This window comes from Halodesulfovibrio oceani subsp. galateae, from assembly GCF_055397225.1.
The window spans coordinates 4,013,841-4,039,857 of sequence record NZ_AP042453.1 but is presented as its reverse complement, the minus strand read 5'-3'; the positions used below and the strand labels follow the sequence as shown (position 1 = coordinate 4,039,857).

At 45.8% G+C, this 26,017-nt stretch carries 25 protein-coding genes; all 25 read right to left on the bottom strand.

Annotated features, from left to right (window positions below; genetic code table 11):
- Positions 1–38 precede the first annotated feature (38 nt).
- The 25 genes from ACZ5V1_RS17660 to ACZ5V1_RS17540 all read right to left on the bottom strand — a co-directional run bounded on the left by ACZ5V1_RS17660 (position 39) and on the right by ACZ5V1_RS17540 (position 25,952).
- Positions 39–869, bottom strand: coding sequence for a MerR family transcriptional regulator (locus ACZ5V1_RS17660; RefSeq protein WP_464389977.1), 831 nt, complete (start codon positions 867–869; stop codon positions 39–41).
- 479 nt (positions 870–1,348) lie between these two features.
- The gene (locus ACZ5V1_RS17655) at positions 1,349–1,615 is read right to left on the bottom strand and encodes a hypothetical protein (RefSeq protein WP_464389976.1); all 267 of its coding nucleotides are present in this window, start codon (positions 1,613–1,615) and stop codon (positions 1,349–1,351) included.
- Position 1,616: 1 nt separating this feature from the next.
- On the bottom strand, positions 1,617–2,702 hold the full coding sequence (locus ACZ5V1_RS17650; RefSeq protein WP_464389975.1) for a hypothetical protein: 1,086 nt from the start codon (positions 2,700–2,702) through the stop codon (positions 1,617–1,619).
- 347 nt (positions 2,703–3,049) lie between these two features.
- Positions 3,050–3,340 carry an ethanolamine utilization microcompartment protein EutM gene (eutM, locus tag ACZ5V1_RS17645; protein ID WP_464389974.1) on the bottom strand — a complete coding sequence of 97 codons (291 nt, stop codon included), beginning with the start codon at positions 3,338–3,340 and terminating at the stop codon, positions 3,050–3,052.
- A 19-nt stretch (positions 3,341–3,359) separates the two neighbouring features.
- Entirely contained in the window at positions 3,360–4,004 is a 645-nt protein-coding gene (locus ACZ5V1_RS17640; protein WP_160712352.1) for a phosphate propanoyltransferase, read from the bottom strand.
- Positions 4,005–5,531, bottom strand: a complete 1,527-nt coding sequence (locus tag ACZ5V1_RS17635; RefSeq protein ID WP_464389973.1) for an acetaldehyde dehydrogenase (acetylating) — start codon at positions 5,529–5,531, stop codon at positions 4,005–4,007.
- A gap of 23 nt (positions 5,532–5,554) precedes the next feature.
- Positions 5,555–6,625: a BMC domain-containing protein gene (locus ACZ5V1_RS17630; RefSeq protein ID WP_464389972.1), complete on the bottom strand. Its 1,071-nt coding sequence runs from the start codon at positions 6,623–6,625 to the stop codon at positions 5,555–5,557.
- A 3-nt stretch (positions 6,626–6,628) separates the two neighbouring features.
- Entirely contained in the window at positions 6,629–7,276 is a 648-nt protein-coding gene (locus ACZ5V1_RS17625) for a cupin domain-containing protein (RefSeq protein WP_464389971.1), read from the bottom strand.
- A gap of 66 nt (positions 7,277–7,342) precedes the next feature.
- Positions 7,343–7,891: a BMC domain-containing protein gene (locus tag ACZ5V1_RS17620; RefSeq protein WP_464389970.1), complete on the bottom strand. Its 549-nt coding sequence runs from the start codon at positions 7,889–7,891 to the stop codon at positions 7,343–7,345.
- A 1-nt stretch (position 7,892) separates the two neighbouring features.
- The gene (locus ACZ5V1_RS17615; protein ID WP_464391630.1) at positions 7,893–9,227 is read right to left on the bottom strand and encodes a 4Fe-4S dicluster domain-containing protein; all 1,335 of its coding nucleotides are present in this window, start codon (positions 9,225–9,227) and stop codon (positions 7,893–7,895) included.
- Positions 9,208–9,498: a EutN/CcmL family microcompartment protein gene (locus ACZ5V1_RS17610; RefSeq protein ID WP_160712340.1), complete on the bottom strand. Its 291-nt coding sequence runs from the start codon at positions 9,496–9,498 to the stop codon at positions 9,208–9,210. Before ACZ5V1_RS17610 ends, ACZ5V1_RS17615 begins: the two co-directional genes overlap by 20 nt.
- Positions 9,492–9,797 (bottom strand): BMC domain protein, encoded by a 306-nt coding sequence (locus ACZ5V1_RS17605; protein ID WP_464389969.1) that lies wholly within the window; start codon positions 9,795–9,797, stop codon positions 9,492–9,494. The genes ACZ5V1_RS17610 and ACZ5V1_RS17605 overlap by 7 nt, the downstream gene beginning before the upstream one ends.
- Positions 9,798–9,814: 17 nt before the next feature.
- Entirely contained in the window at positions 9,815–10,654 is an 840-nt protein-coding gene (eutJ, locus tag ACZ5V1_RS17600; RefSeq protein ID WP_464389968.1) for an ethanolamine utilization protein EutJ, read from the bottom strand.
- On the bottom strand, positions 10,636–11,343 hold the full coding sequence (locus tag ACZ5V1_RS17595) for a hypothetical protein (RefSeq protein ID WP_464389967.1): 708 nt from the start codon (positions 11,341–11,343) through the stop codon (positions 10,636–10,638). Before ACZ5V1_RS17595 ends, eutJ begins: the two co-directional genes overlap by 19 nt.
- A gap of 12 nt (positions 11,344–11,355) precedes the next feature.
- The gene (locus ACZ5V1_RS17590) at positions 11,356–11,838 is read right to left on the bottom strand and encodes a EutP/PduV family microcompartment system protein (RefSeq protein WP_464389966.1); all 483 of its coding nucleotides are present in this window, start codon (positions 11,836–11,838) and stop codon (positions 11,356–11,358) included.
- Positions 11,839–11,858: 20 nt separating this feature from the next.
- Positions 11,859–12,212 (bottom strand): ethanolamine utilization microcompartment protein EutS, encoded by a 354-nt coding sequence (gene eutS / locus ACZ5V1_RS17585; RefSeq protein WP_160712330.1) that lies wholly within the window; start codon positions 12,210–12,212, stop codon positions 11,859–11,861.
- A gap of 204 nt (positions 12,213–12,416) precedes the next feature.
- Complete coding sequence (gene cutD / locus ACZ5V1_RS17580) at positions 12,417–13,370, bottom strand: choline TMA-lyase-activating enzyme (protein WP_464389965.1); 954 nt, start codon at positions 13,368–13,370, stop codon at positions 12,417–12,419.
- Between the two features lie 21 nt (positions 13,371–13,391).
- A complete protein-coding gene (gene cutC / locus ACZ5V1_RS17575; RefSeq protein ID WP_464389964.1) occupies positions 13,392–15,944 on the bottom strand; it encodes a choline trimethylamine-lyase in 2,553 nt (850 codons plus the stop codon).
- 46 nt (positions 15,945–15,990) lie between these two features.
- Entirely contained in the window at positions 15,991–17,484 is a 1,494-nt protein-coding gene (locus ACZ5V1_RS17570; protein ID WP_464389963.1) for an aldehyde dehydrogenase family protein, read from the bottom strand.
- Between the two features lie 51 nt (positions 17,485–17,535).
- On the bottom strand, positions 17,536–17,841 hold the full coding sequence (locus ACZ5V1_RS17565) for a BMC domain-containing protein (protein ID WP_464385201.1): 306 nt from the start codon (positions 17,839–17,841) through the stop codon (positions 17,536–17,538).
- A 5-nt stretch (positions 17,842–17,846) separates the two neighbouring features.
- Positions 17,847–18,146, bottom strand: a complete 300-nt coding sequence (locus ACZ5V1_RS17560) for a BMC domain-containing protein (protein ID WP_160712320.1) — start codon at positions 18,144–18,146, stop codon at positions 17,847–17,849.
- A 191-nt stretch (positions 18,147–18,337) separates the two neighbouring features.
- Positions 18,338–18,625 carry an ethanolamine utilization microcompartment protein EutM gene (gene eutM / locus ACZ5V1_RS17555; protein ID WP_160712318.1) on the bottom strand — a complete coding sequence of 96 codons (288 nt, stop codon included), beginning with the start codon at positions 18,623–18,625 and terminating at the stop codon, positions 18,338–18,340.
- 1,149 nt (positions 18,626–19,774) lie between these two features.
- Positions 19,775–21,562 (bottom strand): sigma 54-interacting transcriptional regulator, encoded by a 1,788-nt coding sequence (locus ACZ5V1_RS17550; protein WP_464389962.1) that lies wholly within the window; start codon positions 21,560–21,562, stop codon positions 19,775–19,777.
- Between the two features lie 10 nt (positions 21,563–21,572).
- Positions 21,573–25,256 (bottom strand): ATP-binding protein, encoded by a 3,684-nt coding sequence (locus ACZ5V1_RS17545; RefSeq protein WP_464389961.1) that lies wholly within the window; start codon positions 25,254–25,256, stop codon positions 21,573–21,575.
- Between the two features lie 102 nt (positions 25,257–25,358).
- On the bottom strand, positions 25,359–25,952 hold the full coding sequence (locus ACZ5V1_RS17540; RefSeq protein WP_464389960.1) for a GDSL-type esterase/lipase family protein: 594 nt from the start codon (positions 25,950–25,952) through the stop codon (positions 25,359–25,361).
- Positions 25,953–26,017 lie beyond the last annotated feature (65 nt).

Genomic DNA, 26,017 nt, shown 5'->3' with positions numbered 1-26,017 from the left:
TTTCGTCAAGCAAGTGGTTTTTGGCTACATCTCAAACCCTATTTGGGGTCAGAAATATTTATGAGAATCTCAGTGACAAACTTATTGCTATCCTGAGTGCTCCAGTAATCCACAACGTACCGCTCATAAACTTCAGGCCCAAGCGTGTAATTATTTTCGCTAGCCCAATGAGTTACCCGCTCATACGTATCGTTAATATTCTCGTGCGAACCTATATGATAGGCTGACACCATCATGCATCCACCAAAGTGCGTCTGTATTTCCTTTTTGCACGTCTTAAGAGCACGTTGCAAAACAGAAATGTTAGCGCAGTTACCATCCATTTTGTCTTTGTAATCAGGGAATTTTATGATTACTGGCCCTGTTATCTCGTTATCAATGGATTCAATAAAATTTGTGAACTCAATATTAATGATTGAGTCTCTGTAATCGTATGCAAATTCCTGATCGAGAAAACAGAACGTATCCTCTTCAACAAACTTTACTGATATGTCCTGTACTTTGTAATGCAGTACAGATTCCGCTTCCACCACAAGCTCATACCAGTCTTTCACTGAAGTGAAATTTCGATCCACTTCTTCTTTAACCTGACACAACTCGTCAAGTTTCGACTTAAAAGATGCCCTGAGAGTGCGATAGTCACCGCTCTCCATTACATCTTTCATCTCAGAGAGTTTAAAGCCCATCTGCTTATAATATTTGATAACCGGCACAGCCAACAGCGAAGATCGGGAATAATATCTATAATTATTGCCGCACGATCTATCAGGCGTAATGATGCCTACTTTATCATAATGGCGAAGAGCTTTTTTGGATAAGCCGCATATTTTACTAACTTCTCCGATTGAATAACTACTCTTGGATTTCACAACCATCCTCCCGCTTGAACACAGCGCAAGTAAAACAGAGTATCATGACTAAGTTATGTTCCACGTATTGTAGTACAGTAAAAACGTTGAACAAAACTGTCATAGCAGACTATCGGGCATGCAAAATGTAAAAAAGTAACACGTGCAGAAATATCGGGGGAGCACAGATCACATGCATTTTACAAAACAATTCATCCCTACATACGATGTAGATGAATACCTCTTTGCTTCAGTCCGCGGTAAAAAACATTCAAACAATTTTCTACTTTCTGATAATAGTTTGTTATACTTATACAATTAGCAGAAAACTTCAAGAAACACATGCAACACGCTCTTATACACACTTCTGCATCACATGATACTTATCCTCTACCCTAAGTGCATATAAAAAAAAATCCCCCTGATGAGGTTTTTAAACCTTCATCAGGAGGACAAATACACCAATTACTTCGAATTGTTATTGGCGGATCAACAACAAACTAATCACTAATGTAGTAGTTAATTGTTGCAGCACCATCTTCAGGAGCACAATAGTACACCTTCAATTCGTTGCCTGAGCTCATTTCAAAACGAGTTTCAGCTAACAGACCGTTTGCTTCTGCTGTCATAATAGCAGAAACCATAGAGTCGCGGTCAAATGCCTTAAAGTGACCGTATACACCTTTAAGTGCATCCATCACATCATCAACACATGCATCTTCAACAGTAGTAAAGTACTTCAACATTGCATAGTTAAGCGGCTTCATATTATACCTCTTCTTTCTGTTTGAACAAATCGAGCGGGTTCATTGCAACAGTAAAGATACCCACGATCATCAGAACAGCAGCTGCCCAAGCGATAGGTGCCATGGACCAGCCGTCGATACCAAAGATTACACCGAGGATAATCCAGCAACCAAACGGTCCCCAGAAAGAGAATGTGCCGTTACATGACATACCGAGCGCAGCACCACACATGCCGTTACCACGGTACCAGAACATGAAGGTCAAGTATGCGCAAAGGCCACTGATTACAAACCAGTGAATGGAACCACTGTTTGTGAATGCTTCTACTACGAGGCCTAAGGAATCCAAGCTACCGGACATGAATGCCATGATTGGAATAAAAATGAACAGGGTGGACAATGCAGAGGTTGTCTGGCGGATGGTAATAGCAATCTCAGAGTCAATCATGGATGTACCGTAACCACAAACACAACCTTCAAAGCCCCAACCAAGAGCAGCGATAAATGCAATACAAATACCGAGGAACTGGCCATCAGGAGCTTCGCCACCAAGACTGGTGCTTGCAATCATAAAACTTGCAAGGAAGCAGATAGCGATGCCGAGCATCATGCGTGCATTAAGTTCCTGCTTGAACAGTACACGGCCCAAAATTGCGCCGATAGCAGGACAAAGAGCACTAATTGGAACAACAATAGAACCAGCAAGCTGGAGGCCTACAACGTAAGCGGTGGTAGCAATCGGGCCACCGATTAACGCAGCCAGAACCATTACACGGCCTGGTTTGGTGTTAAGACATCTAAAGAAGTCACCAATACGACCGCGGGTTGTTGCAAAAAAGAGAGCCCAGATTGCGCTGAAGCTATCGTTAATAGCGGAGCCAACAGCACCAAGAAAATATGTTACAACAAATGCGGACAATCCAGCGGTGTTTGCGCCATACCAATCGCCCCATACACCTTTAGCCATACCAAGGGTAAGGAAACCGGTGTAAAGGCCATAGAAAACAGCTGATAACAACGCAATGACAATGCCTTTAGTGCGGAAACTAGCATCAAGCTTTCGTTTCGCGAGAACGGCTTCTCTGCTCTGTAAAACTACTTCACTCATAGATAAGAACCTTTTTTATTTAAGTTTCTTAATATCGGTTGTCCAGAATAGACAACACGCCCCTCTTTTCTCTCTCCACATCACTGCGCTCTTAGCGTGTTGCATCAGCCAGTCGAAACCATTACGGAAGGTGAAGCCTGTAGCCCTACAGACGCCTTTTCTCAGGGGTACAGAACGTTCAAACTACATATCAGCTATGTAAAGTCCTCTAATGAGGTATGCACACTTTTACAACTGATATTCAGCGTAAGTCGAACGCTAACACCACCTGCCGGAATGGTTACGAAATGTGGAATTAGCAACACGTGCAAAGAAAACAGATTCATTTGCACGTGTTGCAAAATATATTATTTGGAATCCTTCCGCACTGGAAGAATGGTTTCAACATCGCCATGCGGACGTGGAATTACGTGTACGGAAACGACTTCCCCCACACGTTGTGCAGCGGCTGCACCAGCATCAGTTGCAGCTTTTACAGCCCCAACATCACCACGCACCATCACGGTAACAAGCCCGCTACCAATGTGCTCTTTACCCAGCAGGGTAACGTTGGCAGCTTTAACCATCGCATCGGTTGCTTCAATTGCACCGACGAGACCTTTAGTTTCGATCATTCCTAACGCGTCATGTTTAGACATATGTTCTCCTGTTCCGATATTAAATTGCGATATCAACAACGGATGAAGAGGTAAGGTTCATTGCGTTTGCTTCTTCGATATCAACATGAAATTCCAAAGCGGACTCATTGCTGACTCTAATTGCTACGTTATGAAAAATACCGCCTCGTACCCCGTCAAGCTCGATGCCGACTATTTGCCCATCCCGCACGCCATGCTCCGTTGCATCATTTGAATGCATATGGATATGACGTTGAGCAACAATCAGCCCCTCTTTTGTCTGGACAGATCCTTTCGGACCTATAATTGTAATCCCCGGAGTTCCTTGCAGATCTCCGGATAATCTTGCAGGTGCCTTGACTCCTAATTTAAAGGAATCTCCCGCAAGAATTTCTACTTGGGTTTTACTACGTACTGGTCCAAGCACTCGAACCTTCTCAATTGCACCCTTTGGGCCGCATATGGTTACAATCTCCTTGCATCCAAACTGCCCGGGTTGTGAGAGGTCTTTCAGCCTTGTCAGTTGGTACCCTTTCCCAAACAGCACATCCAAATCTTCCTGTGAAAGATGTACATGGCGATTGGAAATTCCGACTGCTATGCCCTCTTGGTGCGCCTCCGACTCATCAATTGCTGCTTCAACAGTTTTGAGGAGAAGTTTTAGCACCGCATCGTAGCTACTCATTTACGCTCCCTTGTGAAGAGCGTTAACCAGCGACGTAACCAAATCTATAAGGTGATCATGTTCAATTGTGCTGCCAGTGTCAGAGCATCCACCCTTAGGAAACATGGTGTCTGCAACAGGCTTCTTCGCGGTGTATTCTGCGAGCTCAGGGTAGTTGAACGTAGGATCGTTTTCAGCAATTGTGCTGCAATCATGTAAACCGTACGCCACGCTCTTAATGTTAATAAGGTGCAGTGGAGTTACGTTTTCAGAGATTGAGCTGCCGCCCCATGTTCCGCACCCGAGAGTGAAGGAAGGGGTAAGACCAGTGCTCACGCCGGTGCCGCCGTGCGTGCCGCCTGTATTCACCAAAATTCTGGATGAAGGCTTTACACTGAATTCTTTTACGATATTTTCATCTTCAGTATGCAGGCTCATTGTGTGCCCGATACCGTTCTGAAGCAGCTTAATGCTCAGCTTACATGCTTCGTGCCAGTCCTTAACGGTGTAGAACGCAAGTACTGTGGTGAGCTTTTCAAACGAGAGCGGGAAGCCATCCCCGACATCTTGCTGTTCGCCCATCAACACTCTTGTTCCTTCCGGAATGGTAATCCCTGCGGCTGAAGCAATAACTTGCGGAGCTCTGCCCACAAATTGTGCATTCATCACATGGCCATTTTTAAACAGCAATGAACATACTTTCTGTGTCTCTTCAGCAGACATGAAGTACGCACCCTGTTTTTTAAACTCAGCAACAGCAGCGTCTTTATTGCACTCTTCAACGATTACAGATTGTTCTGACGCGCAGATCGTACCGTAATCAAAGGTTTTACTGGCAATAATATTCTTCACAGCCTGAGGAATATTCGCTGTTCTTTCGATGTACGCTGGAGAGTTACCGGCACCCACACCAAGAGCAGGTTTACCTGCGCTGTATGCGGCTTTGACCATACCGGGACCACCCGTAGCGATAATCATTTTGATTTCTGTAGAATGCATCAGCTCTTTTGTAGCAGGCATTGAAGGCTTGGAGACACAGGAGATAATACCCTGCGGTGCTCCAGCACTGACTGCCGCTTCGCACATGAGCCGTGCAGCTTCCATGGTGCATTTGCATGCAGCAGGATGCGGTGCAAAAACAATGGCGTTACGTGCTTTAATAGCAACCATTGCTTTATAGATTGTTGTGGAGGTAGGGTTTGTTGAAGGTGTAATCCCCATAAGCAAACCAACCGGTTCTGCTATTTCGATAACCTTACGAGCCCTGTCTTCACTAATAACGCCGACTGTTTTCATGGGCTTGATTGCGTCATACAACAGCTGTGAAGCCATATGGTTCTTGTATGTCTTATCAGGCACATTGCCGAAGCCGGTCTCTTCAACTGCTAAACGGGCAAGTCGTACCGCATTCTCTCTTGCCACCTGCACCATGCAGCAGAGAATAGAGTCAATTAACTCATCGGTGTAACTTGCAATTTTTTCAGCAGCTATACTGCCCTGGCGGGCTAAATCCCGCGCTTCCTGGACAGATAATAGATCGTAGTCCATTTTGTAGCTCCTCTAACATCTCATCATTTATTCAACGAAGCGTAGTAACGCTTGAAAACTTCCACCAGTGTGCGCTTTTTCACTTTGGAAAGTTTTTTGGATTCAATAGGGAGATCGGGATATTCACGAGCTAAGATTCGCAGTTTTGCTAATGTCAGCTTGGTTAATCCGGCAGCTACCCCATCAGCACCCTGCTCTGTCCACAATGCATCCACGTCTTTTTTACGTGCGACTGCACCCTTGGACATAACTGGCGCTTTTACGTTTTCCGGTTTGGAAACCGCAGATGTCTGCCCAGCGGAAGCAAGGGCAGGCTTAGTTTTTTCAGAATCATTACCAGAAGGTTTGCCATCATTCTTGGTAGTGAGCTCTGTTACAGCAGGCGTTGTCGTATCCTTCGAAGTTGGTGGGAGTTCTGGCGTTACTTCAACAGAATCCTTCTTCGGTTCCGTAGAATCAACTTTCATTGATTCTACTTTTGACAACTCAATTTTTGATTGCTCAATACTTTGAGAATCTACTTTTTTAGATTCAACGTTTACCGTTTCAGGCTTGGTTGATTCAACCTGAGTTGGTGCGATCTTTTCCTGTGCAGCGTTGTTGACTTCAGGCTTATCCTTTTCAGGGTTAGCAGGAGTCTCTTTCGTTACAACCACAGTTTCTTTTGACTCAGTCACTTTTGCCTCAGCGACTTCAGTCTTAGTCAGATCGGATTTGACCAACTCAAATTCTGGTTCCGAGTCATTTACCTGTGCTTCAACAACACCGGACAGTTCTGCGTCAGCATCATGTTTATTCTCTTCGCTTCTGCCAATCAGCGCTGAGCTAAACATACTGTCGAACACTTCTTCATCCGGACGAGGAATCACATGACTGGAGTACAATGCATTAGCATCCAACTGTAATAGAGCCGCCTTGGCAGCATCTACAGCAGCTGAAACCGCAGCCACATCGCCAGTTACGGAAACAGAAACTAGTCCCGCACCGACGCAAGTTCTACCCAAAAGGCGAACGTTCGCGGCCTTCAGCATTACATCCGCACACTCAATGGCAGGGAGAAGTCCTTTTGTTTCAATCAAACCAAGTGACTTCATCTGTTATCCCTTTGACTGTGGAAATCTGGAATAAAACAAACGAGCTTTGCCTGCTGCGTCCCAAACTACTTTTGCACCTGCTGGAATATAGAAAACGTCACCGGTTTCTGCTTTCACAGTCTGACCGTTAATGGTGATGTTTACTGTTCCTTCAAGTAAATGGCAGTTTGCTTCACAAGCAAAATCCTGTTCGAATCGGGAATGATCAATTTCAAAAAATCCAGAATGAATTCGACCATCGCCTTTACCGATCACTTCCTGAGAACACGCTTTTGCACCGGCTGTTCCGGTCTCAAACCGTTCCATCTCAACAGAATTACCCCGAACGATTTTTCCGCCGCCAACTGCTTCAGAAGTGAATCCCTTTCGAGTTAAATCTTTCAGAAATGCGTCAAGCATTCCTCGCTCATACATTGCTTTTAATGCTGAATAGATCAGATCACTGCTGATAGCCCCATCACAAGAAGATGCGGGAGTAGAGTCATGTTCACATGCACGTTGCTGTGGTGCACCTACAACAATTTCTACGGCAGCGAGTTTTGCAGCATCTTTCGCAGAGGGGGTCAAAATAGTATTCGCATCGACATACAGTGTTGATTTGCCTTGTTCGATAAGGGTCTCAACGTCCTTTGCACAAACGACTTTTTTCATTTCTTCATACCTCCTTCTCTGTTTCTGCGCCCATAAAATTCAAACACATCTGTCACGGTACTTTGCTTACAGCAGTGCAGGTATCAACTTCTCTGAAGGGGAAGGAATAACCTCTGCATTTACCAGCAAGCCTTTTGTTTTCATTACTTCTTTTGCCTGATCAACGCCTGCGCTTACCGCAGCCACATCACCGGTAAAAGTAAAGAATGCCTTGCCGCCCAAGCCTTGACCCAAGCGCAATTCAATAGGCTCTACATTCACAGCTTTAAGGACTGCGTCTGCAGCAATAACCATGGTTGATATGGAGAAAGACTCCACAATACCGATGGCACCCATATGTTCAGGCATTGTCGCGCCTGAAAGTGCAGGGAAAAGCTCCTGAGAAATGTTAGGGATCATGATAAAGTCGACCAGATATTCTCCGGCGTGCTCTTCACCGACCCTTACTGAGTTTTCCACTGAAGCAACGTCACCTGTGACAATGACAAAATATTTACCCGGACAAGTAGATACTGCGGTAACAACATCAACTTCAGCGACCTTGATCATCTGATCGACGGTGTAGATACCCTTTGCAATACTTGTAAATTCAACCATTCCGATTGCGTTACCCATCTCAACCCCTTCTTATGGCGATGTGATTATTCTCAATTCCGATAACGATTCCGGCAATGCTTGAATGAACCGGAGCGCCGAGTTTGCCTTCAGCAGCAACGCCAATACACTGACCAGCCTGCACATGGTCTCCAACAGAAACAGTCGGAACAGCAGGTGCACCCACATGGGAATTAATCGGAATACAAACAGCCTCCGGCGTACAAACAACATCCTGCAAAGGAGCAGCCTTGTCGTACGTGCTTAATCCCAGCCGTGCTGTCAGACGCTTGCTCGGCACCTGACGGTATTCACGATTCTGCCGTGCAGTCGGCTCATTGCCGCTTGCCTGATATCGAATATTCTGCTCTGCAAGATCACGCCTCAGCGCATCGTTTGCGAGCTTCGGATGCAATCCGGCAGGACAGGAGAACAATTCGCAAAGGTTACACATGCAACAAAGCTGCGCATGGCTTTTGCCTTCAACATCATTAAGCCCATAGTTTTGAATTCGCATGGACTTATGAGGCTCGACATTATGCCCGATAAGGTAACGAGGGCATAAATCTGTACACATGCGACACTGCGCACATGCTGAAATATTAATGTGTCTTGCTTGTTCAATCGTGGTTGTTTTTTTGCGGATAAGAGAATGATCCTTTTTAAGAATCACAAACCCCTTATGCTTTTTACCAACATGACCACTCAGGTCAGTCATGACAGGTCCCATCATAGGGCCGCCGTCAATCACTGCGTAGTCGTCGAAAGAATCAAGACCGCTCTGCTTCAACACATCCATAATCGGCGTGCCGACCGGAACTTTCACCGTAACTCTGTTCGGGATGTCCCCTGCAACGGTGATGAACTTTTCTGTTACCGGCAGACCTTTTGACGCGTTGAAAATGTTGAGGGCTGTTTCAGAGTTGATAACAACACACCCGACATTCAGCGGTATGCCCGCTTCCGGTACGGAACGTCCGGTCACGGTGTAGACTAAAATTTGTTCGTCGCCAGCAGGGTACACATCAGGAAGCGGTGTCACTTCTACAAACGGAGAGGCATTAAGTGCTTCAATGCGTTCCCGTAAAATGGAAATGACTTTCCCGTGCTTTTCTTTGATGCACAGGTACGCTTTCTTTGCTCCTACGGCTTTTCCCGCACTCTGGAATCCCAAAATAATTTCATCTGGGTAGATTTCCATTAACTGCTGATCCACTCGCAGCAACGGCTCGCACTCTGCGCCGTTAAGCAAAATGAATTCTGCGGTAGCGGAGAGTTTTACGTGTGTTGGAAATCCAGCACCACCTGCACCAATTACGCCTGCGTTGTTAACTTGCTCAATCAGATTCACATGCATCTCCAAAACTTGGCAGCTCACAGTCATCATCGATAATGCCGACAATTACGGCATCCACAGGGATATTGTCATCTTCCAGCATTCTTCGGGCAGAAGATCCGGTTGTAATGATAACTCTGTCTCCGATTCCGGCACCGATGGTATCCACAACCATCATGCGCTCTCCGTTACGGCTTCCACCAAGAAGTTCTACAAGCATCAGCTTAAAGCCTTTCAAGGTTTCAGCTTTGCGAGTTGACCAAACGCTGCCTATGAGTTCTGCAACTAGCATGCGTAATGTCCTTCTTTAAGCTTGAACTTAATCTCTGCCATTGCAGCTTCAACGGAAGCTGTGTCGCCCATAATGGCAAGCAGGATCATGTTCTGCGGGCAGTTGCCTTTAATATCTTCCACAACAACCCCAACGCTCTTCTCAGCAATATCTGATGCAACAACCATATCGATCATTTTGCCCTGAATAAGGCCGACCGCGTCGATTGGTTCATCTATTTCTGATTTACCGGAGCCTCTGCGCCGTAACAGAATGCTCAATGCTCCAGGAGACGGTGATTTAATTATGCGAAATTCCATAATGATACCCTTCTGAGCTATGCTTCCGCCTTACAGCTAAGAGCGATTCCTAACGGTGTGACGAACATTGGATTTTTTGGTTTATGCGTGTAGATGCCAGTTCGTTTTTCAATGACGTCTTCAATCCCCGCCAAGCAGCATGTGCCGCCAACGAGAGAAATCTCCTGAACATCGTACCCTTCGATATGGGTGTTGATGATGGTCGACATTTTTTCGATAACTGGTCGTAGAACTGGGAGAAGCTCTTTATGATTTTTAGCGTCGCGCTTAAAAGCATCAGCTTCATCAAAAGGCATTTTATATGCCCCGGAAATAACGAGGGAGAAATGGGTACCGCCCGTTGCTTCATCAGCAACATAGATAACTTTTCCATCCTTCAGGATGGAGATGCCGGTAGTGCCGCCACCGATATCAACCACGGCTCCATTTGAAATTTTAAGTACTTCGTTCGCTGCGGTCGGCTCATCAAGAAGCTGAGTCAATTCAAAGCCAGCGCTTTCCACAACGTTTCTGATTGCACCGGAATCCAGCCCGTCTGTTCCCGGAGGAATCGCAGAGGCAGCATAGAGTAATTCTGTGCCGAGTTTTTCTTCAACTTCTTCTTTCAACTCGCGGACAAGCTGCACAGCGCCGATATAATCCACAACCATTCCGTCGCGAACTACATCTGCGTATCTGTACGCACCGGCAACAGGTTTACGGTTCTCATCAAGTACAGAGATAACCACACACGCTGTGCCCAAATCCACTCCTGTGTAATAGACAGAAGATTTGTTCTTAATCGGCTTTTCAACTGCGTCTTCAAACTCTTGAACGAGCTGGTCGCAGAATTCAAAATTTACTCTTTTCTCTGACACTCTGTTCCTCCCAGTGCTGTGCAAATCATTTGCGACAGAACATTTCGAATCTGGTTGACCCGAACGCAGAAGTTGTTTTCATCGAGGCGAGTTCCGTAAAGTTCCAAAACGGATGCTTCCAGCATGTGCATGGCACAACGCAATTTATTCAGAAGCAAAATCTCTTTGCCATTGGGTGGACGCATATGTTCCGGAGTAATTTCGAAACAGTCCTCCAACGGGCTGGAAAAGTTTTCTTTTGTGATGCCGTTGCATTCTTCAAATTCCAGATCCTGCAACTGTGCATCTTCATCAAGAATGGTCTGCATTGCAGCAACTTCTCGTTCGAGAGCAACAACACTCTGAGAAAGTGTGATGTCTCGACCCTGTAATTCACAGGCAATAAGAAGAAAGGTATTGGCGATGGATTTAAGCTCACTGCGAAGTCGCTTCTTTTTCCAATCGGGCTCAACTTCAGTAGGCGCAACAGCCGCGACAGCAGGCTTTTCAGCAGTTGAAGCTTGAAAATACGTTGAAGGAGAAGATTCAGCGTGCTCAGAAGGAACACCGTCGATAAGGATGGTAATTCTTCTGTCATTCAGGAACTGGCGTGCACCGGGAGTGAGTTTCATGTCCTTCGTAACATCGAAGTCCGTAAGGGCTTCTTTTCTATGCAATGCACGAAGGTCGTCTTCGGTAATAAACTTCATCTACTGTTCCTTTCACGTACGAGCATCAAACAGATGCTGTAATAACTCCGGAATCCCGCTTCCATTTGCCACACTGACATTGAAATATGGTTCCGAAACGCCAAAATGCTGTAACTGCTTCAGGCAAAATGCATTGTTTTCCGGCTTTACATCGCACTGGGTCACAACTCCGGTAACTGGGCATCCGAACACTTTTGCAAGTCCCGGAGCACCGGCAACTGAACGCTGTGACTGGCTGACAACAAACACCACATGGGATGCATTGTTCTGCGCTATGGAAATAAGATGGTTGTACATCCACGGGGTATCAAAATATCCCCCCGGCACATCCACTGTATGTTTTCCATAAACAACTTCCTGCCCGCAGCGAACAGGTGAGCATCCAGAAAAAGGCACGTCACCGTGAACAGAGTCACCATGCTGATTAAGCACGTTGGCAAGTGTAGTTTTACCGCTACCTGTTGCCCCGATGAGCATGATTCGTCGTCGTATCATTCGCCGTATTACCAAACAGCCTAGGAGCGGGTAACCGTACCGGCAGTAAAGCCAAGATTGCGAGCAAGCACGTCCACAACAGCCTGTAATGCAGTTTCCACGCTTTCAACGCTGCCGGTAAGAACAACAGAGCCGGTGAAACGGTCTAAAAAGCCGATCTCCACGTCTGCTGTTTTGGTGGCAATATCAGCGGCAATAATTGCGGTTTCAAAAGGAGACAGGGTCAAAATGCCCAGTGCGCCTTTTTCTTCCACGCCTAATCGCTCGTAAATATCCGGCATCGGAGCCGCGATTACGTGGGCGATTGTTACCTGCTTGCCGGGAACGGTTTCTTGAATGATTCGTTCCAACTCTTGGGATTGATTACTTTGCATCGTGAACTACCCTTAAATTTACCAACAAATTTACTCGCCATCCGGTTTTAACCCCACCCTCTCACCACAAATTCGCGGTCAAGGGGGCGTCCCCCTTGCGGGTGCTTGCGCCAGTAGCCGTTCACGAGGAACGAGTGGTATGGATACCAGTTTCTTGTGGAGGCAGAGCCCTTGCCCGTCGGAGACTCGCCGAAGGCATGTTGCTTAATGTCGAATTACAGAAACTGGGAAATCGTGTGCTTTAAACTGGTTTTCAATTCTATCCAGATCAGCATCACCAAGGGCGAATTCGCCTTTCATCGGGTAATCCCAGCCCAGCTGCTTGTATTTGTTCACGCCCATTTTGTGGTACGGAAGCATATCGACACCTTTGAAATTTTTACGTCCGAGGAACGACTTTAAGAAGGCGATGAGCGCTTCAATATCCTCTGGTGCATCGTTAACATCTTTCATCAACGGCAGACGGATTTTAACGTTATGACGCTTTTCAATAAGCGCTGTTACGTTCTCCAGAATGGTTTCGTTGCGCACTCCGGTCAGTTCGTAGTGCTTTTCTGAATTCATATGTTTGATGTCAAAAAGGAACAGGTCCACGAACTCAGCAGCTTTAAGCACTGCTTCCTGTCTTGCGTATCCGCAAGTTTCGATAGCAGTGTTGATGCCCCGCTGCTTACAGGTCATCAGTACGTTAGTAGCGAACTCTGGTTGCATCAGCACTTCTCCACCGCCTAAAGTAACACCACCGCCGGATACATCGTAAAAGGCTCTATCCTCTTCGATAATATCCATCACCTCTGAGGTGGTCTTCTTTTCACCGACGACGGAAAGTGCTGATGCAGCACAGACTTCTTCGCATTTACCGCAACCTATGCAGTCAATGCTGTCTGACATCTCATGCAGCGTTCCACCTGCCCCCATGGAATGAAGTCCCACAGGGCATACAGAGGCACACATGCCGCAATTGACGCAGAGATCCTGTTTGTAAAGGATCTGAAACTTACGTTTCTGGCCTTCAGGGTTTGAGCACCACTTACAACGCAACGGACATCCCTTGAAAAATACGAGGGTTCTAACTCCCGGACCATCGTACATGTTGTACTTCTGTACGTTGAAAATCAGTCCCTTTCTTTCAATCATGTCTGAATTAGATGTAGTCATGTGTACTCAAACCCCGTCTGGCTATATTTCTGTCAGCATAGTTCTGCTGATAATTTCGTCCTGAACGTCTTTGCAAAGCTCAACAAAGAATGCTGAGTAGCCTGCAACACGAACAACAAGATCACGATAGTTTTCAGGGCTCTTCTGAGCGTCGAGAAGAACATCGTTATCAAGGTAGTTAAACTGCATTTCGCCGTTGCCGAGCATGCTGGCGGTACGGATGAGAGTCAAAATACCCTCTTCACCCTGTGGTGTATCCAACAAGCCGGACATCAGCTTGAAGTTATGAACCATACCGATGTTCATGCTGTCGTTAGGCATTTTGGATACAGATTTGATGATGGCTGTAGGGCCTTTGAAATCTGCGCCATGGCTTGGGCTGATACCGTCAGAAAGAGGCATCCAAGCTGCACGACCACCAGCAGATGCGCCGGTGAGCTGACCAAATGGAGTGTTGTTGGAAATGGACAGAGTACCGTGGCTCAATACAGAGTAGAGAGTTTTAAACTTACGGTGTTCTGCTTCAGTGTAGTTAACGAGATCAGCAGCAATAAGATCTGCGTAATCGTCGTCGTTACCGAACTTAGGAGCAGCAAGACAATCAGCTTTAATCTGATCAAAACCAACAAAGTCAGCTTTGAGAGCTTCGTTCATCTGATGAAGAGTATATTTTCTTTCATCATATACGAGGCGTTTGATTGCAGCCATTGAATCTGCGTAGGTAGCAAGACCACTCCAGATTACACCAGGACCAAAGTTGTACATTGCGCCGCCTGCGGAAACATCGCAGCCGTTTTCCATACAACCTTCGTACATGATGGACATGAGCGGCTTAGGAGCAAGCTCTTTATGAATACGCTGAGAAATAACTGTAGCGATGCCACTCTTCTCAGTGATGTATTTAATCTGCGCTTTAACAGCTGCTTCGAACTGCTCGTAAGTCTGGAAGCTGCTGAGTTCGCCCATATCCGGACAAACCTGTTTGCCATACCAAAGTGGCACACCGTGGTTGAGAACAAGCTCAATACAAATAGGCCACTGGGTGTATGCGGTGGAAGTCCACTGGTAGAGACGACCGGATTTCTGCGGTTCTACACAACCCATGAGGCAGTAGTCGCGTGCGTCTTCAATGGAAACACCTTTAGCAAGCATCATCTTGATGTGGGTGTCATCAAAGTGAATTGCAGGGAAGCCCATGCCAGCGCGGATTACGTCAATAATCTTTCTGAGGTACTTCTGAGGGGACTTGTTATGTACGCGGGTTGCGAGTGATGGCTGGTACACTTTAACGTGACGAACAGCATCCATAAGCAAGTAGGTAAGTTCGTTTGTAGCATCAAGACCTTCGCGGGTTACACCGCCAACGCACATGTTTACAAACGGCTGGTAACCAGCGAAGAACTTGGAACCGCCTTCGTTAGTAATCCACATCATTTCAGACATTTTGATCAACATACAACCAGCAAGGTCGAATGCTTCATAGTCTGTCATGCGGCCAGCTTCGATATCAGCTTTGTAGTACGGGTACATGTACTGATCGACTCGACCAATAGACATACCAGTCTGGTTTTCTTCAACAACCAGAAGGGACTCAATAGTCCATACAGACTGAACTGCTTCACGGAAAGTGGAAGGCTTATGAGCAGGAACACGAGCGTTCACTTCAGAAATCTGCATCAATTCAGCTTTACGCTGAGGATTCATTTCCTGCTGTGCAAGCTGTGCTGCGTATTCTGACATTCTACGTGCGTAGATCATGATACCTTCAGCGGTATCAATCAGTGACTTGTAGAAGTAAATTTTTTCGATATCTTCAGGGTTCTTGTAGTCCAGATTTGCAAGATGTTCATTTGCTTCACGTTGAACGTCGAGCATACCTTTGTTCATCAGGATAACGTCGTAACCCGGGTTGGAGTCACCACCGCCGTTTACTGCGTGGTATGAACAATCGGATACGTAAGATTCGCCTGAAAGCTCCCAAAGGCCTGCTTCGCGGTACTGATCTTCACAATATTCATCAACGGATTTGCCAGCCCAGTACGGGAACAGCTCTTCACGCATGATCTTTTTGTCTTCTTCAGAGATGAAGAAAGGATCCTGACTACGAGTGCTGATGGTGTCGATTTCATCAGCCATCCAGCGCCATGCGATATCTGGAGAGAAAGCACCGGCACGAGGCGCGCCACAAGGTGCACCAACAACAAGTTCGTCATTCTGGATAACCAGAGGAGCAGTCTCACAACAATGCTTAAAGCATTTTGCACGAAGCAAAATTTTAGGCATGCCCGGATTTTCTTTTGCAATCTTAGTGATTGCACGAGCACGGTGAGTGGTGATGGTTGGAACCTGCTTAAGGAAGTTTTCTCTCAAGCGAACCTGACGATCTGTAGGGCCGTCAGGAATTTCGGTACCATGTGTAGTTGGAGCAAATTGAACAGGGGTGCCGTTGGCAGCCTGACGGTTCAAAATATCTTCAGTTACTTCCTCGAACATTTTTTTCAAAGAAGTACGCTCTTCCGGAGTCATGTTTTTTGTAGCTTCAGCAAGCTGATTTGATAAGTCCCGAATATCCACTACTACCTCACTTATATTTGAAATTTTTCAGAGTTAATTGTCGGCATTAGAGCTCTCCAATAGCCTCTTTCAAAATGCGATGTACTGCCTGCAATGAGTTGGAGCTGAAATCACCAGAGGATACAGGTTCGACAACCTTTGCTGCCGGAGTATCTTTATGGAAAACTTCTGCGCCCATTGATTCAACACCACGCACGCCGTATCCGACTTTGCGAAGATAAATCAGGTTCATTGGCGATACGTTATCTGATGTAAAGCCCTTGCCTGCTGAGCCGCTGCCCAGAGTCATGGAAGGGAATAAATTCGTTGTTGCGCCCATGCTGCCAAACGCCGCAGGAGTGTTCACCAACACCCTGCCCACCGGCTTTTTAAGCGCAAACTGAGTAATTACATCTTCATCTTTTGAATGGATAACCAGAGTGTGCCCGCAGCGATCGCTAAGCAGCAGCTCTATGCATTTTTCGCATGCATGCATCCAGTCCGGCTCAATATAAAAGCCAAGAACAGGACACAATTTTTCTCGAGAATACGGGTCAAATTCAGACACATACTTTCGAGCTGCGACCAATACTGTAGTGTTATCCGGTACTGAAAAACCGGCTTTACGTGCTATTTTGACGGCCGGTATCCCAATCAGATCATGATTTGGTTTTCCGTCGGAATGAAAAAGTAAAGATCCAAGCGTGCTAGCTTCGTCTTCAGACATAAAGTATGCGCCATTGCTTTGCAGTGCGCTTTTTACTTCACCAGCAATGCAACCATCGACAACAATGGATTGCCCTGCCGCTGAAACGACGCCGTAATCAAATGTTTTACTGGCGATAATGTCTTTAGCAGCCTGTTGAATATCTGCCGTGCGTTCAATAAATGCCGGACCATTGCCAGCACCGCCGTAAATAAGCGGCTTGCCGGATTTGCTTGCAGCGTCAAGCATACCGGGAACGCCCGTATTCAGAATGAGTGAGACTTCTTTGTGCTCCATCAGTTCCACGGTTCCGCTGGAAGCCACTGTATGCAAGTACGACAGTGCGCCTTCCGGAAGCCCGTGTTTTTGGGCAGCCTCAATCATAATATCAAGAGTCTTACTGATTGTTTTTTTCGCTCTCGGGTGTGGAGAGAAGACAATGGCATTGCCCGACTTAATTGCAATCAATGCTTTGTAGATTGTTGTTGAAACTGGACTGGTTGCCGGACACAACGCAACAATTACACCTACAGGAACCCCGACGTCTTTTGTCTGTTTCTCTCGGTCTTCACCGATGATGCCAACGCAGCGCATTCCTCTCAACGCTCTGCGGGCAAAGCCACAAACGAACTCGTTTTTAATGAGCTTATGTTGCCAGTCGCCATAGTCCGTTTCATCATGGGACATCATAGCGAGAGCTTGTGTATGTTGTTCAAGCTCATCGGCCATACTCTCAACAATAACGTCTAGCTTTTCCTGAGAAAATGCCGCGAGCAGCTTCTGAGCTTCATGCGCGTTTTCTGCAAGAATTCTGGCTTCCTGTATCGAGAGCAAATCATTGTCTATAATTGTCATCAAAGGCACTCCCACCAAGCTACAATCGTTCCTGAAAAACCGTATCTGCTATTACTTCGGAAGCAATTTTTCCAGAGAGTAACGATTTGTAATTTTGTAAATATCCTGATGCGGTGAAGGGATAACTATGGAGCTGTGAACTTCAGCACCAAGTCTCTGCACTGCACCAACGCCAGCTTCTACAGCGGAGTTACAAGCAGAAACATCACCCTGAACCAGTACGGAAATGTAACCGGATGCGGTGTTCTCGTAGCCAACCAACTCAACGTTTGCTGCTTTGAGCATTGCATCTGCTGCTTCCAGCACATACACGAGACCAAAAACTTCAAGTAAACCCAGTGCGCTTGCTCTACTCATTATGCTTACTCCACATCAATATCGTGCACGGAAACAATGTCGCCAACTCGTGGCTCAGGACGTGCCATTACGTTTTTTGCTGTCACTGTTCCAATTTTAGCCGCTGCAGCTGCACCAGCTTCTACAGCTGCCTGAACAGCCGCTACGTCGCCCTTTACCATTACGGTAACGAGGGTAGAACCAATGTTTTCATATGAAATCAGCTCTACGTCTGCTGCTTTAAGCATGCAGTCTGCGCCGTACAACGCTGGAACCATGCCCAGTGTTTCAATGAGACCCAATGCATTTTCACCGTGATAACGCATGAAATGTTCTCCTTTGTTGTGGTTAACTCTGCTGTAATAAGAGTGAGTTATTATAAACTTCCCCTTAGGGCAGACTTTTTGGTAAAAAACAGCGCAAGCTTTCAGGCTGATAAAAACGAAGAGCATATCTCACGTGGATATTCAGCTATTTCAGGCAGAAGCCTGAACACGACACTGCTTGTGTTTGTTTTTTATTTGGAAGCGCTAGCCGGGAGAACGGTCTCAACATCTGAATGTGGACGAGGGATCACATGAACAGACATAACCTCGCCAACACGCTGGGCAGCAGCAGCTCCGGCATCTGTTGCAGCCTTTACAGCACCAACATCACCTCTAACCATGACAGTCACTAATCCCGCACCAATGGATTCTCTTCCCACTAAGGTAACGTTCGCAGCTTTCACCATGGCATCAGCAGCTTCTATTGACCCAACCAGCCCTTTTGTTTCGACCATGCCTAACGCATCATTCTTACTCATTTGACACTCTCCTTCACTATCCGGTTACATTGTTATCGGTATGCATTGGCTCTATCAGCTTGATGCACCACCTCTTCAGCATGTCCTAACCACTCAAAATTGTGCGGAGAATACATGTTGAAAGAATAAACCAACTCACTAGTTTCATACCAAGCCGTAGCGGGTTCACATTAAAATCGTAAACAAAAAAGGATGTTACGAAGATGAATTCTGAACAGTTACAAATACAGGTACATACATAGAAAGGGGAAAACGCGGTATCGAATGCAGTGCCACTTCAGTCGCTTCTACTTTTGATCAAAAAACAATTTGATACGTGCAGAAGCCGTTAGTATCCGGCACAATTCTTACGTTTTAAACAAGTAACACTTCAAAATAGTAAAGGATTTTTCGTAAAAGATTCACGAACCTTTTTTGAGTGTGCGTAACCGTAGCCCTGCCCCCTAGGGGGAAGGTCAAGATTTTTCTCTAAAACTTTTTACTTAGACACAATAGTGTTTCTTTACAGTTAGTTATAAGAAAAGTGTTGTGAAAAAAATTTATATTGAGTTTTTTTGGAAAATTGCATGACCTCTTCTGTTTTGCTGCTTCGTTCGAGAAAAAAATCTCTATTTATGTGACAAGTAACGCATTGTTTTTAAAACAAAATGAAACTGTTATGTGCGAAAATGAAAACAATGATGCATTATGCTGTATAGAGCTTTCGAACAAAGCATAAAATCAGCGTGACGTCAGAGAGCTTCTACATAAATGCAACAAGAATAGTTTGTTACATACAACGCATTGAACAAAAAAAAGCTCTTACACTTTCGTGTAAGAGCTCGAATTGCTAACAAACCTGCACAGTACTACGACCCTGGGGCACTTGTTCCCGTGGGACTCAAAGGTTCGCCAACGGTTGACTGGCATTACTTCAAAAAATTCGGATGCTCACATAGGTCTAACCATTCTTCATTCCAGACTTTTTCTTGCACCTTGCACTGCACAAGTTTGTCTCGATCTGTTTAAAATATCTTTATCAGCAACCTCTTTATATCACTGCTACCCACTACTAACTATCTGGCTTCTGCCATACGTTGAAAATTAGTCACTAGCTCAACAGGTAGATCAAAAAAGGATGCAGACTTTCATACTACAAACTTTTCAAACTTACCCATCAACAATCTTAAGAGTGCGCATCTTGCGGAACAAGGTTTTTCGATCAATCTGAAGCGTGGTAGCTGTTGCCATACGGCGCCAGTCGTTACGCTTAAGCACATCAACAATGTATTGCCTTTCAAAACGAGCAATGGCTCGATCTAACGGTTCTTGGGGGATGGAATTCTGTCTGGCTATATCTTTTCCGCTGATTATTTGCTCTCCGCCAAGAATGAGCGTGCCAAGGTGAAGGTATTGATGCAGGGCATTTTGTAGTTCGCGAATATTCCCCGGCCAATCATAGGCAATAAAGGCATTCAGCACCTCGGTAGTAATGGACGGGCAATCGTCCTGACGGGAAAACATGCGCATGAAGTGCTCGATAAGCTGCGGAATGTCTTCTTTTCGATCCCGTAATGGCGGGATGTAGATAGGGACAACATGTATCCTGTAATAAAAGTCACTTCGCATGGCTCCATCACGCACAAGCTCCATCAAATCACGGTTTGTTGCAGCCACAATTCGTGGCTTAACATGCACAACGCCAGTTCCTCCCACAGGAGTAAACCCGCCGCCCTCAATGGCTCGAAGTAGCTTAATCTGTCCAAGGTGGCTTATCTCGCCTAGCTCATCAAGAAACAACGTACCGTTATCTGCCTGCTCCAAAAAACCTCTTCGGTTTGCAACGGCACCAGTAAACGCGCCTTTTTTATGACCAAAAAATTCACTTTCAAACAAATGCTCTGGAACGGCTCCGCAGTTTACTGGAACAAAGTTACCGTTAATTCGTGTGCTGTGATCATGCACAGCGCGCGATACCAGTTCTTTACCGGTTCCGGATTCTCCGTACACGATAACGTTGTCATCAGTTCCTGCCGCTTTAAGAATCATTTCATAGAGATTCTGCATCGGTTCAGAATCACCTACGATATTTTCAAAATAATGCGCCTGCATTTTCTTTTTCAGCACGGAGTTTTCTTTGCGGATGCCGAGCTCTTGCGTTTTACTTTTCGTCGCATCCGAAATGAAGCCCTCTACTGCATACACAGCACCGGATTCATCATACAACCCAACGCCCTGCTCACGAACCCACTTGGTTTCGCCATTTTTTAAGGCAATGCGGTATTCACACTCAAAACGTTCTTTAGCTTTCAATGCCTCCGCGATTCTGTTTCGGATACTTTCATGATCTTTCTCCAAAACAACAGACATAAAAGGCTTAGCGTTTGTGCCAGTAAAATAATCCGCAGAATACCCTGTAAGTGACTTCGTGCCCACGCTCATAAGCTGCATTGTGCGGTCATTATCCATATAGCCGCGGTATGCGATGCCAAACAAGTTATCCATCAATGTGGAGAGCTGTCTGTTTTTTTCTGAAAGCTGCTCGCTTATTATGTTCTTCTGGTGTTCTAGAACTTCACGCATGTCTTTGAGCTGAAGATGCGTTTGCACTCGCGCCATCACTTCTGTCTGATGAAAAGGCTTAGTCACATAATCCACTCCACCCGCTGCAAAAGCTCGAGTTTTTTGAAGTGGATCATGCACGCTGGAAATAAAAATTATCGGAATAGAGCTTGTTACGTCATTCTGCTGCAACTTTTCGCATACGGTGAATCCGTCCATATCAGGCAGCATAATATCCAACAAAATGATGTCTGGTGAATGCTTAAGCGCGTTTTTCAAAGCGGATTCGCCAGTTTTTGAAACCAGCAAATCGTATTCTGTCTGGAGATTTTTTACCAGCACCCGCAAATTAATAGGGTTGTCATCAACCACCAGAATAATTGGTTTATCTTTCATAGTACCATCTCTATCCATGTACTTTTGCCTGCTCACACTGCAATAAATACAAGTGTGCTTTATCGTATTCATAATCCATTACTAACGCATCCAACGTCGCAAAATCACAGGATGGCAGCAAAGGCTCTACCTGTGGAAGCAACTCTTCGATTTTTAAAGGATTGGTTAGCTCCAAAGCGCTTGCCAATTCCATAATCAGGGCAAGATCAGCGTCATTCAAAATATCGGGTACATCAGTGCGTTCTTCCGGTGTTTCTTTATCAGGAATCATGGTGTGAATTTCTTCCACAACAAATTGTAATTCCCGCTCAAGCGTTGCCAACAGTTCATCTACTGCTGACGAATTGCCGACGCCATTTGTCAGCCCGCCAGCATGTAATTCTATTCTCTTTGCCAATGCCGCACATTCTCCGGCTCCAACATTGGATGCCGCACCTGTTAATGCATGGGCTTCACTTTCCAGCCTGTCGTAGTCATGTTCAATTCGTGCGCTGTGCATCATGCTGACAGAATTTCCATGCTCTTTTGCAAACTGCTTCAAAAGCACATCATACTCATCCTGTGGGAGCCCGAGACGGCTGACCACCTCACTATCTATAGATGACGGTAAAATAAGACATGAAAGAGGTGCCTCAGGGGAAGCAACATAGTTCTCGTCAATGCTGGAGTTACCAAGCGCAGCAGTCATAACTGAATACAGAGAATCTTTCCCGAATGGTTTTGTCAGGAAAAACTCCATACCAGCCTTTTGCATACGTTGGCGGCTTCCCTTAATGGCATGGGCTGTCAACGCAACTATCGGAACATCTATGATTCCAAGCTCATTGCGAATAGCGGTAGCGGCCTCGCAACCGTCCATCCGAGGCATCTGCACATCCATCAGAATGACATCATATGTATTCTCACGCACTGCTTCCACGGCATCATACCCGTTCTCTACAAAGGTCAAATTAGCCCCTGTAGGATCAAGCAAAAGCTTCAAGATATCGCGGTTGGTCTGAGTATCCTCTGCAATAAGAACATCCACACCCTTAAATACACTTTGATCGGAATGCTCAGTAAATGGGGTTGCAACTTCCAACGGCACAAGCGGTTCCGCTCCAAAAATATTACACAGAGCATGTTGCAGCATTCTGTGCGTTAATATCTCGGTGAATAAATGTACCTGTTTGGGAAGTGATCGTTTTGAAAGAGAAAGTTTGTCATTCTTCGCTGCCAGCATCAGTACTGGAATGTCGTCATTAGCACCGGAACTGAACAACCGTTCCGGTCGCTCGGATGCAGCAATATTGTGTCCGATACAAACAACGTCCGGTTTAGGAGCGTCAGACTCCAAGCGCTGTATGGCGGCATCAACGCCGTATGCTATCTCTGCATCAACAGAAGCAAAGTTGAAATGACGTTTCATGGCCATGCCGGAACGTTCGGATTTAGTAACAAGCAACGCGGTAAGATCTGCAAGCTCTTCTGGAACAGGTGGTTGTTCCATTGCGTCTTTTTGGAGCAGCACAGGAACAGAGAATACAAACAGCGTCCCCTTGCCTTCCTCGGATTCCACTCGAATTTCACCGCCCATGCTTTCCACAAACCGTTTGCAGATACTCAGCCCCAGTCCTGTTCCGCCATAGCTGTACAAATCATTTCCTGAAAGCTGCTGGAACGGAACAAACAACTGATCAAGGGAATCCTCTGGAATGCCGATGCCTGTATCCTGCACATAGCAACGCAGCCAAATCTCCTGCTCACCTTTCATATGGTAATCGAATGACAGTGTGATCGTACCGCCGGAAGGGGTGAACTTAAGGGCGTTACTGGCGATATTCAAAATAATCTGCTGTAACTTTCCGGAATCGCCGATCAGTTTTGCAGGAACAGTTGGCGGCAGATCTACAATAAATTCTAAATCCTGCGCAGCTGCACGCGCCAAGACAAGGTTACAAACCCGCTGTACGCAGTGATCAAGCATAAACGGCACACGTTCCAGCACCACATGTCCTGCTTCAATTTTGGAAAAGTCCAGTAAGTCATTAATGATGTCCAACAGCGTGAAAGATGAATCGAGAATATTGCGCAAATATTTACGCACAACAGATGAGGATTCCAGCGAACGAACGTGTTCGGTAAATGCGATAATGGCATGAAGCGGAGTACGCAGTTCATGGCTGATACTGGTTAGGAACTGACTTTTTGCTTTTGTTGCCGCGTCTGCATCTTCTTTAGAACGCTGCAATTCTTCGTTCATACTTTGCAGATCACGGGTTCGTTCTTCAACACGTGATTCAAGCTCAAGGTTCGCCTTACTAAGCATCTCCTCGTACTGCATCCGTGTGGTAACGTTTCGGACTGAACCCACAAATTCCGTTGGCTCGCCAAAGCTATTGCGTAAATATTTACCAGTTACAGAACAACAAATTTGCTCTTCTGACGATTGAAAGACAAAGGCATAATCTTCTAGCTCACCCTCTTTACGCAGCACAGCCCACATGTCTTCCAGCACAGGCTGTTCAATAAAATCGGAGACAGAAAGACGTTGCGCTTCCTCAGGAGTGCACCCAAAAACGCGCTGCACTGAAGGACTTATTTCTAAAATTTTTCCATCCAGCGTTGCCTGAAAATACACATCCTGAATATTCTCAAAAATACGCCGGTACCGTTCTTCACTTTTTCGCAAAGCAGCTTCTACACTGTCCCGTTTTGTGAGTTCACTATTAAGTTCAAACGTCTGTTGCTCTACAATTCGTTTAAGAGAAATATTCCATAATAACGTGAAGCACGTGGCAACCATTAAACTTAAAGAACAAGCAATCATAACAGCAATGGCACTGTCTGACATGGCATTGTTTTCAGTAACTTTAACCCACTTACCCGTAATTGCGTTCTGTTCTTCCGGCGTAATGCGCTTTAAAGCTTTATTCAAAATGCCGCGCAAAATTTGGAGGTCTTTACGAACTCCCATTGTAATGCCGGAGTTCAAGGCAACACCGCCGCCCACCTGCAAGTTAAGAATGCCGCTCTGCTTAATTTTGTGGGTGATGCTGAACTGAAAATCAACCATCGCATCTGCCTGCCCGAAGGAGACGTGCTGCAACCCTTCCTGACTGTCTTCAACCACATCAAGCTTAATATCTTTATTGAATTCTTCCAGATAGTCGTGCCAGACATACCGCTTCACTACCGCAACGGTCTTTCCTTTAAGGTCGGCCAGCGTCAAATCTTCACCACTGCCGCGTTGCACAACAATAATGCCCGGCATGGCAATATATGGTTCAGTGAACGTAAGAAATTTGGAACGGCTGGGGCTCGGGGCAAGGGCTGCAAGCATATCAAGTTTGCCAGCCTTAACTTCGGCAAGGACGCTGGGCCAGTCTCCGGCAACTGAGATATTAAAACTAAGTCCGGTCAATTTTTCGAGAATACGCAAGTAGTCGCTGGCAACTCCGGTGTAACGCCCTTCGTCGTCCAGTCCCTCTATGGGAAAGAAATTTTTATCCACACCAACATTTACAGTGTAGTTTTTGGACAACCAGTCACGTTCTTCGTCTGAATAGTTTGCCCAGACGAATTCTTTATTCTCAATAATCTTTTCTACCGCAGCTTCACTATCATTAAGATGCTCCAGTACTCTCTGATACGTAAAATGTAACCCTATCAAAAGAAAGATTACGCCAAGAATAAGTAAATACCGCAACCGCATGTTGTTTCTCCTACAATCAATACAATGCCTTCGCCAAACAAGCGTTCTGTAAGCATCCTGAAAAAGGCGTACAGTATCTGCCGAAGGCATTCTATCCTTCGCTTACAGAATCCAGTCTGTAATAGATGCATCCTGCTGTAAGTAGTCCGCTATAAGCGCACAGCCACTTCCACCGGGATGAATGCCATCACTCAAATCATTCATGTATGCGTCGTTACGCACAAGATGAGAAAAAATATCCACGTACTCCACGCCATACTTGCGACAAACCGCGGCATACGCTGAATTCAGTTCTTCAACACGTCCGCAATGTTCTGCCTGAACGACAGGAAACGGGCTTAAAATGCACACGTTTTTCGCAAGATGCATGGTGGTAACGTCTTCCAGCAATGTTTCAAGATTCGTTACTGACTGCCCAAGCGGAATAAGTGTCTCGCCTTGCGGAGCCGCCATATCAACAACACCGAAACAAAACATCATGCGCACATCAGATTCAGGGAGTGCTCTGAGCTGCACTTCATCTTTCCACCGTGAAACGATGGCCTGACTGGTATGTTTTCGCACTCCCAGATTGTAAAAGGTTGTTGGTGGCACTGGCAGTCCTAAAGTAGAGGCAAAGCGCCCTGTCCAGCCCAACATGCCTTTATCGTTCACACCTAAGGTCAGCGAATCTCCAAAGAAAAAGAAAGTCTTCATAGTGTCTCCTGCTTAGTAAATTGATTCAATTGAACCATGCAAAGTAAAGCAAAGATCACACCAAC